The 13,742-nt window shown below is 71.5% G+C and carries 12 protein-coding genes; 1 reads left to right on the top strand and 11 read right to left on the bottom strand.

Going from position 1 to position 13,742, the window contains the following annotated elements; all coding sequences use genetic code 11:
- The 4 genes from BLW84_RS46830 to BLW84_RS39310 all read right to left on the bottom strand — a co-directional run.
- Nucleotides 1–251 (bottom strand): transposase domain-containing protein (locus BLW84_RS46830; protein ID WP_218157650.1); only part of this gene is annotated, 251 nt, incomplete at its 3' end.
- Between the two features lie 146 nt (nucleotides 252–397).
- On the bottom strand, nucleotides 398–1,753 hold the full coding sequence (locus BLW84_RS39300) for a vWA domain-containing protein (protein ID WP_093276469.1): 1,356 nt from the start codon (nucleotides 1,751–1,753) through the stop codon (nucleotides 398–400).
- Entirely contained in the window at nucleotides 1,750–2,637 is an 888-nt protein-coding gene (locus tag BLW84_RS39305; RefSeq protein WP_093276471.1) for an AAA family ATPase, read from the bottom strand. Before BLW84_RS39305 ends, BLW84_RS39300 begins: the two co-directional genes overlap by 4 nt.
- Nucleotides 2,638–2,821: 184 nt before the next feature.
- On the bottom strand, nucleotides 2,822–3,745 hold the full coding sequence (locus BLW84_RS39310; protein WP_093276570.1) for a DMT family transporter: 924 nt from the start codon (nucleotides 3,743–3,745) through the stop codon (nucleotides 2,822–2,824).
- A 73-nt stretch (nucleotides 3,746–3,818) separates the two neighbouring features.
- Here BLW84_RS39310 and BLW84_RS39315 point away from each other — a divergent pair, with 73 nt between their 5' ends.
- Nucleotides 3,819–4,727 carry a LysR family transcriptional regulator gene (locus BLW84_RS39315; RefSeq protein WP_093276474.1) on the top strand — a complete coding sequence of 303 codons (909 nt, stop codon included), beginning with the start codon at nucleotides 3,819–3,821 and terminating at the stop codon, nucleotides 4,725–4,727.
- Here the strand turns inward: BLW84_RS39315 and BLW84_RS39320 are convergent.
- The 7 genes from BLW84_RS39320 to BLW84_RS39350 form a co-directional block, all read right to left on the bottom strand.
- The gene (locus tag BLW84_RS39320; RefSeq protein ID WP_093276476.1) at nucleotides 4,681–4,941 is read right to left on the bottom strand and encodes a hypothetical protein; all 261 of its coding nucleotides are present in this window, start codon (nucleotides 4,939–4,941) and stop codon (nucleotides 4,681–4,683) included. The two genes, BLW84_RS39315 and BLW84_RS39320, sit on opposite strands and share 47 nt — an antisense overlap.
- Before the next feature lie 84 nt (nucleotides 4,942–5,025).
- Nucleotides 5,026–5,865 carry an endonuclease/exonuclease/phosphatase family protein gene (locus BLW84_RS39325; RefSeq protein ID WP_093276479.1) on the bottom strand — a complete coding sequence of 280 codons (840 nt, stop codon included), beginning with the start codon at nucleotides 5,863–5,865 and terminating at the stop codon, nucleotides 5,026–5,028.
- A gap of 69 nt (nucleotides 5,866–5,934) precedes the next feature.
- Nucleotides 5,935–6,867 (bottom strand): tellurite resistance/C4-dicarboxylate transporter family protein, encoded by a 933-nt coding sequence (locus BLW84_RS39330; protein ID WP_093276481.1) that lies wholly within the window; start codon nucleotides 6,865–6,867, stop codon nucleotides 5,935–5,937.
- Between the two features lie 5 nt (nucleotides 6,868–6,872).
- Nucleotides 6,873–7,604 carry a respiratory nitrate reductase subunit gamma gene (gene narI / locus BLW84_RS39335; RefSeq protein ID WP_093276484.1) on the bottom strand — a complete coding sequence of 244 codons (732 nt, stop codon included), beginning with the start codon at nucleotides 7,602–7,604 and terminating at the stop codon, nucleotides 6,873–6,875.
- A complete protein-coding gene (gene narJ, locus BLW84_RS39340) occupies nucleotides 7,601–8,218 on the bottom strand; it encodes a nitrate reductase molybdenum cofactor assembly chaperone (RefSeq protein ID WP_093276486.1) in 618 nt (205 codons plus the stop codon). Before narJ ends, narI begins: the two co-directional genes overlap by 4 nt.
- On the bottom strand, nucleotides 8,215–9,783 hold the full coding sequence (narH, locus tag BLW84_RS39345; protein WP_093276489.1) for a nitrate reductase subunit beta: 1,569 nt from the start codon (nucleotides 9,781–9,783) through the stop codon (nucleotides 8,215–8,217). The genes narJ and narH overlap by 4 nt, the downstream gene beginning before the upstream one ends.
- 26 nt (nucleotides 9,784–9,809) lie before the next feature.
- Complete coding sequence (locus BLW84_RS39350) at nucleotides 9,810–13,529, bottom strand: nitrate reductase subunit alpha (protein ID WP_177226944.1); 3,720 nt, start codon at nucleotides 13,527–13,529, stop codon at nucleotides 9,810–9,812.
- Nucleotides 13,530–13,742: the final 213 nt, after the last annotated feature.

Below are 13,742 nucleotides of genomic sequence, written 5' to 3' on the forward strand. Positions count from 1 at the left end.
GCTCCGATCGACCCGGTCGTGGGCACCCGATAACCCTGCCCGCCCCGCCCGAACACCGACATGAGGATCTTCATTGCCGACCGGTAGGACTCGTGCGGAAACAGGCACAAGGCAAGCGTGAAGTAGAACATCAGCCGGGCAGGCAGTGCGCGAGTCCGCTGTTCTCTACGCCAATACTGATCAATAACTCGATCGACCAATTCCACAGGGAACGTTCGGGTCAGCACACCGATGGCAGCCTGATCGGCCACGCTGACACCCGCGCCCGCCCCTACCTCAAGATCCACAAGCACGCAGGCTACCGGCCACGCGATGACCTAAACGACCGGCATTGGGGCTAAGCGGCTGCGCCGCTTCAAAGGCGAACGGCCCACACCGCCACCTCCAATGCGGTCGTTCAGACCGGGAGCAGGCGGGCGACCAGTTCGCTGAGGCGGCGGGCGTTGCGGCACTGGTGCATCTCGACGACCCCGGCATAGGCGTGGGCCGCCGAATCGCCGGTCGACCAGCGGGCCGTCGGCTCGGGGTTGAGCCAGAACACCCGGCGCGCCCGGTCGATGACCTGCCCCAGCGCGGCCAGGTTCGGATCCCAGCCGTTGGTGCGGGCATCGCCGAGGACCAGCACCGAGGTGCGCGGGCCGACCGCGTCCAGGTGGCGTTCGGCGAACTCGCCCAGGGCGGCCCCGTAGTCGCTGCTGTCGTGCCAGCCGGTCACCGCCGCCTCGGTGAGGATGCGGCGGCCGAGCTCCACCGGGTCGGCCGAGCCGCCGGTGATCAGGCCGGTCACCTCGTCGGTGCGGTTGACGAAGGCGAACACCCGGACCTTGCTGAACTGGTCGTGCAGCGCCTGGACCAGCAGCATCGTGAAGTTCGCGAAGCCGGCCACGGAGCCGGAAACGTCGCACAGCAGCACGATTTCCGGTCGCCCGGGCCGGCGCCGCTGGTAGGCCGGGTGCAGCGGCACGCCTCCGGTGGACAGCGAACGGCGCAGCGTCCGGCGCAGGTCGATCCGGCCGCGAGCGGCCTGCCTGCGGCGCGCCGCGAGCCGGGTGGCGAGCTTGCGGGCCAACGGTTGCACCGCGCGGCGCAGGTCGGCGAGCTGCTCGCGCCCGGCGTTGAGGAAGTCGATCTGGTCGGCGCTGGGCGCGATGGCGTGCTTCGCGATCTGCTCCGTGCCGCGCAGTTCGGCCGAGCGGCGCCGGGCATCGGTGCGCACCCGGTTGCGGAAGTCCTCGATGCGCCGGCGGATCTCGTCCCGGTCGAGCCGGTCGGTGAAGTCGGCGGCCTCGCCGGCCCGCATCGCGGCGAGCACGCGCGCCAGCAGCGTCTGCGGCTGCAGCCGGTCGAGCGTTTGGTGCGCGGACCAGCCCTGCGGCCCGTCGCCGGAGCCGAACCGGCCGAGCGCGTCCACCGCCTCGCCGGCGAGCTGGGTCAGCGCCGACCGGTCGTTGGCGGCGAGCGCCTCGACGAGCCGCTGCTCCAGATCCTGCTCGTCCCCGGTGCCTTCGGGACGGCCGACGCCGAGCGGGAAGTAGAGGTCGAAGGTCGCGTCGAACACCGCGCGCTGGCGGTCGGTGCGCAGCAGCGCGGCGGCGAGGCCCTCGCGGATGCGCTCCCGGTCGGCCAGGCCGAGCACGTCCAGCGCGGCGGCGGCATCGACGGTTTCGCCCGGCCCGATGCGGATCCCGTGGGACCGCAGCGCCTGGGCGAGCCCGGTCAGCCGCTCGGGGAGGCCGTTGATCGGCTCGGTCATCCCACGGTCAGCTTCTCGGCGGCCTTGCGGACGTCGTCCTGGTGCTTGAGGATCACGCCGAGGCTGTCGCGGACGATCGCCTCGTCCAGGCTGTCGGCGCCGAGGGCGAGCAGCGTGCGGGCCCAGTCGATGGTCTCGGCCACCGACGGCGCCTTCCGCAGCTCCATCCCGCGCAGCGCGCCGACCACCTCGACCAGCGAATCGGCCAGCGCGTCGTCGAGGCCGGGCACCTTCAGCCGGACGATCCGCTGCTCCAGCTCGGCGTCGGGGAAGTCGATGTGCAGGAACAGGCAGCGGCGGCGCAGCGCCTCCGAGAGCTCGCGGGTCGCGTTGGAGGTGAGCACCACGAACGGGCGGCGCGCCGCGGTGATCGTGCCCAGTTCGGGCACCGTGACCTGGAAGTCGCTGAGCACCTCCAGCAGCAGCCCTTCCACCTCGACATCGGCCTTGTCGGTCTCGTCGATCAGCAGCACCGTCGGCTCGTCGCTGCGGATGGCGGTCAGCAGCGGCCGGGCGAGCAGGAACTCCTCGCTGAAGATGTCGGTGCGCGCCTCGTCCCAGGTCTCGTCGCGCCCGGCGGTGATCCGCAGCAGCTGCTTGGCGTGGTTCCACTCGTAGAGCGCGCGGGCCTCGTCGACACCCTCGTAGCACTGCAGCCGGACCAGGCGAGCGCCGCCGACCTGCGCGACGGCCTTGGCCAGCTCGGTCTTGCCGACCCCGGCCGGGCCCTCCACCAGCAGCGGCTTGCCGAGCCGGTCGGCCAGGAACACGGTGGTGGCGACGGCGGTCGAAGCGAGGTAGCCGGCCTCGGCCAGCTTCGCGGACACGTCGTCCACGGACGAGAACAATCCGGTCCCGGCCGTTGGTGCGCCGCCATCGGTCATGCCGCAAACTCCCGTCCACCCGGCCCGGCGTGCCCGGGACCCACCGTGCTGAACAGTTGCTCAGATGGCGTCACTTTGTCAACGCGGATGTGCGTCACCAGACGCGGCGCGGTTGCGTCGGCGGTTTCGCGCGAAACCGGCGTCACGCCCTCACGAAGGCCGCCGGTTTCGCGCGAAACCGGCGTTAGTTGCCGGAACGGCGGGCGATGGCGACTCCGACGAGGCAGATCGCTCCGCCGATCAGGCCGTAGACCGTCGGGATCTCCGCCAGCAGCAGCCAGGACAGCAGGATCGACACCACCGGTACGGCGTAGCTCGCGGTGCTGAGCCGGCCCGCCGGCATCCGGTGCAGCGCGTAGGCCCACGTCGTGAAGCCGATCGCGGTCGGGAACAGTCCCAAGTAGACGGACGCGAGGATCGCGCCGACGGGCGCCGCCTGGAGTTCGGCGATCAACTGCGGGGTCCACGGCAGGAGCGCCGCGGTGGCGATGAGGCAACCGAGCCAGATCGCGATCGTGCCGTCCACCCCGCCGCGCAGCGCGGCCTTCTGGATGAGCACCCCCGCCGCGTACAGGACGGCGGCCAGCACGCAGAGCACCACGCCGAGCCAGTCCCGCTCGCCGGAGGAGCCCAGCGCGATGATCGACAGGCCGCCCAGCGCCACCACGGAGCCGGCGACGAGCGCCTTGGGATAGCCCTCGCCGAGGAACAGGCCCGCGCCGAACGCGATCAGCAGGGGCGCGATGTTCACCAGCAGCGCGGCGGTTCCCGCGTCGATGTGCCGCTCGGCGGCGTTGAGGACGACCGTGTACCCGGCGAGCCACAGCACCGCGTACACCGCGATCAGCGTCAGCGTGCGGCGGTTGCGGGGCACCGGTGCGGAGCCGCGGTACCGGACCAGCACCAGGATCGTCAGCGAGGCGGCGGCGACCGCGATCCGGATCAATGCCATCGGTGCGGGGGAGAGGGTTTCGCCGATGCCGCGGATGGCGACGAACGCCGACGCCCACAGCAGCACGGTCACGATGACGGCCGCGGCCGCCTTGCCACGTTCTGCCCTGGCCGGGGCGGTTTCGGAGGTCTGGAGCTGTCCGGTCACGCCAGCTATCGTCGCGAGCCCGATTGGCAAGGACAAGCGATTAGTTCTGTACGATGATTAAGCTCACCTGTACAGTTGAGGGATGCTAGACGTACCCCGGCTCCGCGTGCTGCGGGCGGTTGTCGCAACGGGATCGATCCGCGCGAGCGCGGAGGCGCTCGGCTACACGCCATCGGCGGTCAGCCAGCAGCTCGCCTCGCTGCAGCGCGAGACCGGGCTCCGGCTGTTCGAGAGGGTCGGCCGGGGCATCGAACCGACCGAGGCCGGCCGCACGCTCGCGACCGAGTCGGAACCGCTGTTCCAGGCCCTGAGCAGGGTCGAAGGCGTCGTCGGCGATCTGCGCGCCGGCCGCGTCGGCAGCCTCTCGATCGGCTACTTCGGTTCCGCCGGCGCGACCTGGCTGCCCGCGCTCGTGGTCGCGCTGCGCACCGAGTTCCCGGAGCTGCGGCTCGACCTGCGGATGACCGACATCGTCGACGCGGAACCCGACATCGACATCTTCGTCGAGTACCCGGACACCGAGCATTCCCAGCTGGTCGACGTGCACTGGCTCATCGACGACCCGTACCTCGCGGTCGTCCGCGACGACGACCCGCTCGCGCAGCGCGCCGAGGTGCCGCTGGCGGAGCTGGCGGAGCGGAGCTGGGTCGACAACGACATCGTCGAGGGAGCCTGCCGCCAGGTGCTCCTCGCGGCCTGCGCGGAGGCCGGGTTCGCCCCGCGGTTCGTCGTGGAGACGCACGACTACCCGACCGCGATCCCCTTCGTGACAACAGGAATCGGCATCACCGTGATCCCCTGCCTGGGCATCGGGAACCTGCCCACCGGGCTGCGCTCTGTGCCCGTGGTGTCACCGACCCCGATGCGGCGGATCAGCGTGGCGGTCAAGAAGTCGATCGCGGAGCATCCGGCGGCCGAGCGCACCGTCGAACTGCTCCACGCGCTCACCCTGGAACAGCCATACCGAGCCTCTCCATCCCAGGCCCGGTGAGTTCGGCGGCCACCAGCTGGCCGGGCTCGCCCCGCGCGGCAGGGCGCATCAGGCCCTCGTGCACGAGCAGGTGCGCCGTCTGCTGATCGCAGAAGGCCACGCCGTCGATGAACAGATCGGGCTCGCAGCTGCAGGTGATCTCCACCCTGCCCGCAGCCACCGCCCGAAGCGCGGCGCGCTCCCGGTAGTTGAGTTCGAAACGCACGTCGGACATCGCCCCCAGCTCCCTCCCGACGTCGTCTGCGTTCGGGAGCAGAGTCTCCCAACCGCCGCGGCCGGGCAGGAAGAGTAGGAAGGCCTATCCCTCGATGGTCACGAACACCGGCCGGTGATCAGAGGCCTGCGTGTCGGGCACCTCGGCGCGGGTCGCACGCAGCCGCCCGCCGAAGGTCACGTAGTCGATCCTCTTCTCGGGAGCCGGGGCGGGGAACGTCAGCCCGCCGCCCGGTCCGTTCGCAGCGGCCCAGCCGTCCCGCATGCGCGCCAGCAGCGGCGCAAGCTCCGGCGCGTTGGGGCCGGCGTTGAAGTCGCCGAGCAGGAGCTGCCGGGCGTGCGGCGGATCCTGGTCCAGGATGCGGATCGTCTCGGCGACCTGCGTCCGCCGGACGGCCGGATCGGGCCGGTAGTCGAGGTGCGTCACGTAGACGTGGGTCGGCCCGCCGGGAGTCGCGAGGACGGCTTCGGCGAAGCCGGGCATCGGCTTCGGTACCGGCTCGGGATCCACCGTGGAGAGCCGGGTGATCTCGTGGTTCTCGGCCCGGATGATGGGGAACCGGCTCAGCAGCGCGACGCCGTACCGGCGGCGCTCGGTGCGCCCGGGCTCCGGATCGAGGTCGTAGATGGGCGCGAAGTAGGAGTGCATGCCGGTCATCCGGGCCAGCTGCGCGACCTGGTCGGCGTACCCGCTGCGAGCGGCCCAGTGCACGTCGACCTCCTGCAGGCCGACGACGTCCGCACCGGCGATGACCTCGGCGGTGCGGGCCAGGTCGAGCCGCCCGTCGGCACCGATGCCGGTGTGGATGTTGAAGTCGAGGACGTCGATGCCGCGGTGGGGCGAGGCCTGCGCGGCGTGCGGCAGCAGCGAGATCAGCGCGGCGGCGAGGGCGATGACGACATTGCTCCGGCGAGAGGAGGTCACGAGCCGGCAGCATACGAGCCGCCGGTGACGCTGTCGTAGATTCCGCCTTGCCGAACCGAAGAGCACCGATCACGGGCTGGGTTTCGGGGTCGTGAGGTGGTGGATGGTTCCCCAGGCCGTTAGGCAGAGGACCAGCAGGGCCGGCCACAGGAGGAGCCGGGCCGCGTCGGCCATCCACACCATGCCCGTCGCCGCCGCCGTGCCGAAGCTCGCCGTGCACGTCATGCCGAGCGGGAAGACCGTCGCCCAGCGGCGGAAGTCGTAGCGCAGGCGCGGCGCGAGCAGTTCCGCCACCGCCAGCACCACGTACCAGCACATGGTGATCGCCCAGAGCGCTATGCCGATCGCGCGCACCGCGGTGGCGAGCTCGGCCGGTGCGGCCAGCGCGCGCACCGCGGAGTGCAGCTTGGCGACCGCCACCGTGCTGATCGCGAGCGCCCCGCCCGCGACCCAGTGGTCACCCGCTCCGCGGGCCACCTGCCGGAAGTCGAACCGGATGAGCACCAGGACGTAGAGCGCCAGGCCGACCGCCGCCGAGATCGCGCAAACCGCGAGCAGGAACGGAGATCGCGCGTCGGCGGCCAGCTGACCGGCCAGCACCGCCAGCGACTGCGTGCCGACGCAGACCAGGAAGCTCACGCCGACCGTCGGGGTGGCCAGGCCGCGCAGTACCCGGGGCATCAGCCCCAGCCACAGCAGCGCCGTCAGCACGAGGAAGATCCAGCCGGTGGACCAGCCGTGCAGGACCAGGGCCAGGCCGAGGACACCCGTCCCGGCTACGCCCGTCAGGGCACCTGGGCGGCCGGCCTCCGACCTCCAGCGCTCGTTGTCGAAGACCAGCCGCGCCAGGAACGCCGCGCCCAGCAGTGCCCACAGCACCGCGGCCACCACGAGCAGCACCGCCGACAGCACCGGGAATCCCGCCAGGTGCCCGGCGACCGACATCACCCCGAGGCCCATCACCGCCGCGCCGGATTCGGGCGGCACGCGCTGCCAGATCATCCGCGCTACAGCCGCTGCCAGCCGCGCGGCGCCTGCCTGGTGCCCACGCGGTCGCCGCTGCGGCTGCGGTAGACCACGTAGGGACGGAACAGGTAGTGCACCGGCGCGCTGAAGGCGTGCACGAGCCGGCCGAACGGCCACAGCGCGAACAGGGCGAGGCCGAGCAGCGCGTGCAGCCGGTAGTCCAGCGGGGCGTGCGCCATCAGCTCCGGGTGCGGCTGCAGCAGGAAGATCCCGCGGAACCACGGCCCGATCGTCTCGCGGTAGTCGTACGGGCCGCGGACGCCGTTGTCGATCACGGTCGTCCACAGGCCGAGGCAGATCGTGGCCGTCAAAGCGGTGTAGGTGAACAGGTCGCTGCGGCTGGTCGCGGCGCGCACCGCGGGGTTGCGCCGCCGCCGCCACAGCAGGACCAGCAGCCCGGCCAGCGCCGCGCAGCCCGCGAAGGTGCCCATGCCCAGCGACACCAGGTGGTAGTTCGACTCCGTCACGCCGAACAGCTCGGTGAGCCACTTCGGCACCACCAGGCCGAGCACGTGCCCGCCGACGACGAACAGCAGTCCGTAGTGGAACAACGGGCTGCCGATCCGCAGCAGGCGGGACTCGTGCAGCTGGCTGGACCGGGTGGTCCAGCCGAACTTGTCGTACCGGTACCGCCACACCGCGCCGCCGACGAACACGGCGAGCACGACGTACGGCAGCACGGCCCACAGCACCACATCGATCGGGCTGGTCATCGGCGGCCTTCCTGGAGGGTGAGCGAAAAGGGCTGCAGGCCGACCTGCTCGGTCGGCGGTTGCGCGGGAACGGCGTCGCGTTCGCGCTGCTGGGGCACGACGTCGAGCACTGCCCGCACGGCCGCGGCGTAGGGCGTGCCGAGCTCGTCCAACTTGCGGTGCAGCACCTCGATCGCCGGCCGGAACCGGCCGAGCAGGCGCTCGCCTTCGCGCCGCTCGGCGGCCGAGAACTCCAGCAGCGCGGGCAGGTAGTCCGGCAGCTCACCGCCGCCGACGCGGTAGCCGTGCGCGCGGTAGAGGCCCGCCAGCTCGGCCAGCGCGCCACCGCGCAACCGGGTGTCGCCGTGCACGTACCAGGTCAGGTACAGGCCGCGGCGGGGGCTGACGTCGAACACCTCGACGTAGTGCTGCTCGGCCTCCTGCGCCGGCGTTCCCGCGAGGTGATCCAGGGTGTGGCGGAGGTGCTGCGCCGGGTCGGTTCCGGCGATCTCGCCGAGGGATTCCCGCAGCAGGCCCATCCGCCGCGCCAGCTCGGGGTCGGGGTAGTGCAGGCACCACGCGGCGATCTGGCGCACCAGCGCGCGCGACCGGGCGTCCAGCCGGCGGCGCCTCACGACTTCTCCCCGCGCAGCGTCGGGAACATGCCCTCCGGGCGCCCGCCCTCATCCCACACGACCAGGTCGGTGCTGCCCGAGCGCAGGCCGCCCATGCCGGGGCCGCCGTCGGTGTCCAGGCTGCACGTCGTCGCCAGCGCTTCCAGCTCGTGCGCGTCGCCGATCCCCGCGGTCGGGATGACGTAGCGGTCGTCGTACTTCGCGATGGCCAGCAGCCGGTACATCGACCGCAGCTCCGCGGTGTCCAGCCCGGCCGCCCGGACCGGACCCTCGTCCGGCGGCTCGTCCAGGTTCACCGAGCGCATGTAGCCGCGCATCGCCGCGAGCTTCCGCAGGGAGTCGCGCACCGGGCCGATGTCGCCCGCGGTGAACAGCTCGGCCAGGTACTCGATCGGGATGCGCAGCGCGTCGATGGCGCCGAAGAGGTTCCCAGCGTCCTCGCCGTCGAACCCGGTCTCGGCGACTGCGTCCACCACCGGCGACAGCGGCGGGATGTACCAGACCATCGGCATGGTGCGGTATTCCGGGTGCAGCGGCAGCGCGACCCGGTAGCGGCAGATCAGGTCGTAGACCGGGGAGCGCCGGGCCGCCTCGACCCAGTCGTGCGGGATGCCCGCCCGCTCGGCCGCCGCCGCCACCTCCGGGTCGTTCGGGTCGAGGAAGAGGTCGCGCTGCGCCGGGTAGAGCCGGTGCTCGTCGGTCACCGCCGCCGCCTCGCCGACCCGGTCCGCGTCGTAGAGCAGCACGCCGATGTAGCGCAGCCGGCCGACGCAGGTCTCCGAGCAGATCGTCGGCTGGCCGACCTCGATCCGCGGGTAGCAGAAGGTGCACTTCTCGGCCTTGCCGGTCTTGTGGTTGAAGTAGACCTTCTTGTACGGGCAGCCGGAAACGCACATCCGCCAGCCGCGGCAGCGGTCCTGGTCGACGAGCACGATGCCGTCCTCGGCGCGCTTGTACATCGCGCCCGACGGGCAGGAGGCGACGCAGGACGGGTTGAGGCAGTGCTCGCAGATCCGCGGCAGGTAGAACAGGAACGACTGCTCGAACTCGAACCGGATGCGGGTGCCCAGCTCGTCGCGCAGCTTCGCCACCACCGGATCCGCCTCGCCGTGCTCGGGCGTGCCGCCCAGCGAGTCCTCCCAGTTCGGTCCCCATCGGACGTTCGTCGGGCGCCCGGTGATCGCCGAGTTGGGGCGGGCCACCGGGATGTCGTCGCCCAGCGGCGCTTCGAGCAGCATCCGGTAGTCGTAGGTCCAGGGCTGGTAGTAGTCGTCGAGCTCCGGCAGGTCCGGGTTGGCGAACAGCGTCGCGAGCTTGCGCAGCCGCCCGCCGCCGCGCAGCTTCAGCCGGCCGCGGCGGTCGAGCTCCCAGCCGCCGCGCCACTGCCGCTGGTCCTCGTAGCGGCGCGGATACCCTTGCCCGGGGCGGGTTTCGACGTTGTTGAACCAGACGTACTCGACGCCATCCCGGTTGGTCCAGGTCTGCTTGCAGGTGACCGAGCAGGTGTGGCAGCCGATGCACTTGTCCAGGTTCATCACCATGGCCAGTTGTGCCATGACGCGCATCAGTACTCCTTTTCGACGCTCCCGCGTCAGTACTCCACCGCCTGGTTGCGGCGGCGGATGACGGTGATCTCGTCGCGCTGGTTCCCGGTGGGCCCGTGGTAGTTCAGCGCGAAGGACTGCTGCGCGTAGCCGCCGATGAGGTGCGTCGGCTTGATCTGCACGCGGGTCAGCGAGTTGTGGATGCCGCCGCGCCGGCCGGTGGTCTCGCTCTTCGGCACGTTCACCGTGCGGTCTTGCGCGTGGTACATGAACACGGTGCCGGTGGGCATCCGGTGCGACACGACCGCGCGGGCGACCACGACGCCGTTGCGGTTGACGGCCTCCACCCAGTCGTTGTCGGCGACTCCGATGGCGGCGGCGTCCGCCGGGCTCATCCAGAACGTCGGCCCGCCGCGGGACAGCGTCAGCATGATCGGGTTGTCCTGGTACTCGCTGTGGATCGACCACTTCGAGTGCGGCGTCAGGTACCGCACCACCACCTCCGCGGTGCCGTCCGGGCCGAGCCGCGGTTCGCCGGCCAGGCGGTGCAGGTCCAGCGGCGGCCGGTACAGCGGTAACTGCTCGCCGAGCTCGGCCATCCAGTCGTGGTCCAGGAAGAAGTGCTGGCGGCCGGTGAGGGTGTGCCAGGGCTTGAGCTGCTCGACGTTGATGGTGAACGGCGAGTAGCGCCGCCCGCCGGACTCGTCGCCGGACCACTCCGGGCTGGTGACCACCGGCACCGGCCGGGACCTGGTGTCGGCGAAGGTCACCCGGTGTCCGGTGTGGTGGGTCGAGAGGTGCGTCAGGTCGCGGCCGACCCGCTCTTCCAGCGCCCGGAAGCCCTCGTTGGCGAGCCGGCCGTTGGTGGTGCCGGACAGCGCGAGGATGGCGTCGGCGGCCCGGCGGTCGGTGTCCAGCCGCGGGCGCCCGGCGGCCGGTCCGCCGACCGCGACCCCGTTGGACTCGGCCAGCCACGCCAGCTCCGGGCCGACCTCGACGGTGTAGCCCTTGGTCGTGGTGCCGAGCTTGTCCAGCAGCGGGCCGACCGCGCCGAGTTTCGCGGCCACCGCGGGATAATCGCGCTCGACGACGGTGAGCGTCGGCATGGTGCGGCCGGGAACCGGGTCGACGTCGCCGCTGCGCCAGTCGCGCAGCACGCCGCCGGGTTGCGCCGCCTCGCCCGGGGTGTCGTGGCCGAGCGCGGTCGCCACCACGTCCCGCCGGACGCCGAGGTGCAGTTCGGCGAGCTCGCTGAACCTCGCGGCGATGGCGTGGAACGCGTCGAAGTCGGTGCGGCACTGCCACGGCGGGTCGACGGCGGCGTTGAAGGAGTGCACGTACGGGTGCATGTCCGTCGAGGACAGGTCGTGCTTCTCGTACCAGGTGGCGGCGGGCAGCACGACGTCGGAGAACAGCGTGGTGCTGGTCATCCGGAAGTCCAGCGACAGCAGCAGGTCCAGCTTGCCCTCGGCCGCCTCGGCGCGGTGCACCTCGGCGGGCGGCTGTTCGGGCTCCGTCGAGCGCGGCGCCGCGTCGGTGCCCAGCAGGTGCTTGAGGAAGAACTCGTTGCCCTTGGCCGACGAGCCCAGCAGGTTGGAGCGCCACACCGTCAGCACCCGCGGCCAGTTCGCCGGCGCGTCAGGGTCCTCTCCCGCGAAACCGAGCCGGCCCTCCCGCAGCTCGCGCACGACGTGCTCGACGGGTTCGAGCCCGGCGGCCTCGGCCTCGTCGGCGAGGTCCAGCGGATTGCGGTCGAAGGTGGGGTAGGAGGGCATCCAGCCCGCGCGCGTCGAGCGGGCGAGGCAGTCGGCGGCCGTCGCACCGGCGAGCGTCCCGGCTGCGCCGGGCCAGGCGAGCGCGTCCCCGGTGAGCCCGTCGTAGCGCCACTGCCCCGTGTGCAGGTAGAACCAGGCGGTGCCGATCATCTGGCGGGGCGGACGCTGCCAGTCCGCCGCGGACGCCAGCGTGGCCCAGCCGGTCAGCGGCCGGACCTTCTCCTGGCCGACGTAGTGCGCCCAGCCGCCGCCGTTGCGGCCCTGGCAGCCGGTGAGCATCAGCAGGGTCAGGAACGTCCGGTACACCTCGTCGGAGTGGAACCAGTGGTTGGTGCCCGCGCCCATGAGGATCATGCACCGGCCCTTGGAGCGGATCGCGGTGTCGGCGAACTCGCGGGCGATCCGCGTCGCCCGCGCAGCGGGCACCGAGGTGATCTGCTCCTGCCAGGCGGGCGTGCCGGGCTGGTCGGCGTCGTCGTAGCCGGACGGCCAGCTGCCGGGCAGACCCTCGCGGCCGACCCCGTACTGCGCGAGCAGCAGGTCGAAGACCGTCGTCACCAGCGGGCCGTCCGGGCGCAGCCGGGTCGCCGGGACGCCGCGGGTGACCGCCGCGCCGGTGCCGTCCGGGGCGTCGAAGCGGGGCAGCATCACCTCGACCGCTTCGGCGTCGTGGCCGTGCAGGCTCAGCCGCGGTGCCACGCTGCCGAGGTCGAGGTTCCACTGCCCGGTTTCGCCGTCGTTCCAGCGGAATCCCATGGAGCCGTTGGGCACCATGGGGTCGCCGGTCGCGTCGTCGAGGAGCACCGTCTTCCACTCCTCGTGGCTGCCTTCGCGGCCGAGGTCGGCGGCGGTGACGAACTTGCCCGGCACGAGCCCGCCGCCGCGCTCGACGAGGCTGACCAGGAACGGCAGATCGGTGTAGCGCCGCACGTAGTCGGTGAACAACGGCGTCGGGTCGTCGACGAAGAACTCCTTGAGCACCACGTGGCCCATCGCCACCGCCAGCGCCGCGTCGGTGCCGGGGTGCGGCGCGAGCCATTCGTCGGCGAACTTGGTGTTGTCGGCGTAGTCGGGCGAGACGACCACGACCTTCTGGCCCCGGTAGCGGGCTTCGGTCATGAAGTGCGCGTCCGGGGTGCGGGTCACCGGGACGTTGGAGCCCCACATCATCAGGTAGGCGGCGTCCCACCAGTCCGCGGACTCGGGCACGTCGGTCTGGTCGCCGAACACCTGCGGCGAGGCGACCGGCAGGTCGGCGTACCAGTCGTAGAACGACAGCATCGGTGCGCCGATCAGCGCCATGAACCGCGAGCCGACCGCGTGCGAGACCATCGACATCGCCGGGATCGGGGAGAACCCGGCGATCCGGTCCGGGCCGTGCGCGGCGATCGTGTGCACGTGCGCGGCGGCGATCATCTCGACCGCCTCGTCCCAGGTGATGCGGACCAGCCCGCCCTTGCCGCGCGCCCGCTGGTATCGCGCTCTCAGCTCCGGATCATCCACTATGGACTTCCAGGCGGCGACCGGATCGCCGGTCTCCCGCCGGGCCTGGCGGTACATCTCCACCAGCACGCCGCGGGCGTGCGGGTAGCGGATGCGGGTGGGGGAGTAGGAGTACCACGAGAACGAAGCGCCGCGCGGGCAGCCGCGCGGCTCGTACTCGGGCCGGTCCGGGCCGACGCTCGGGTAGTCGGTGTCCTGCGCCTCCCAGGTGATGATGCCGTCCTTGACGTACACGTTCCACCGGCAGGAGCCGGTGCAGTTCACGCCGTGCGTGGAGGGCACCACTTTGTCGTGGCTCCACCGGTCGCGGTAGAAGGCGTCGCCCTCGCGGCCGCCGCTGCGGTACACCGCACGCAGGTCCGCGGAGGTGTCCGCTTTGGACACCAGGCGGCCGAGCCTCAGCAGTGCGTCACCGGCGGTGCCTCCCGCCCGGTCTTCGGGGAATCGTCCGGGTGCTCCTTCGGCATCCCGGATCGGTGCTGCGCACATGGTCACTTCTCCCGGTCTCACGGAGAAACGTCGCGGCGAATACCGCGTTGATCCGCGATCACAACCTAGGGTCGCGCTATCCGCCGCGCATCGTCATTAAGTATGGGAAACTTCACATGAATTAATTGCGAAAAACTCTCGCTGACCGATTTGCGCGACTGCGGTTATCGAATTTCTTTTGTTCAATTTGTCGGCGAATTGGTATGCCATTCA

Source organism: Saccharopolyspora shandongensis (genome assembly GCF_900106995.1).
In the GTDB taxonomy this organism is placed as follows: Bacteria; Actinomycetota; Actinomycetes; order Mycobacteriales; family Pseudonocardiaceae; genus Saccharopolyspora; species Saccharopolyspora shandongensis.

What these genes read in the sequence shown, in the direction of transcription:
- BLW84_RS39300 (WP_093276469.1), bottom strand. Translation starts at nt 1,753, where the DNA reads ATGACCGAGCCGATCAACGGCCTCCCCGAGCGGCTGACCGGGCTCGCC.
- BLW84_RS39305 (WP_093276471.1), bottom strand. Translation starts at nt 2,637, where the DNA reads ATGACCGATGGCGGCGCACCAACGGCCGGGACCGGATTGTTCTCGTCC.
- BLW84_RS39315 (WP_093276474.1), top strand. Translation starts at nt 3,819, where the DNA reads ATGCTAGACGTACCCCGGCTCCGCGTGCTGCGGGCGGTTGTCGCAACG.
- BLW84_RS39320 (WP_093276476.1), bottom strand. Translation starts at nt 4,941, where the DNA reads ATGTCCGACGTGCGTTTCGAACTCAACTACCGGGAGCGCGCCGCGCTT.
- BLW84_RS39330 (WP_093276481.1), bottom strand. Translation starts at nt 6,867, where the DNA reads ATGATCTGGCAGCGCGTGCCGCCCGAATCCGGCGCGGCGGTGATGGGC.
- narI (WP_093276484.1), bottom strand. Translation starts at nt 7,604, where the DNA reads ATGACCAGCCCGATCGATGTGGTGCTGTGGGCCGTGCTGCCGTACGTC.
- narH (WP_093276489.1), bottom strand. Translation starts at nt 9,783, where the DNA reads ATGCGCGTCATGGCACAACTGGCCATGGTGATGAACCTGGACAAGTGC.
- BLW84_RS39350 (WP_177226944.1), bottom strand. Translation starts at nt 13,529, where the DNA reads ATGTGCGCAGCACCGATCCGGGATGCCGAAGGAGCACCCGGACGATTC.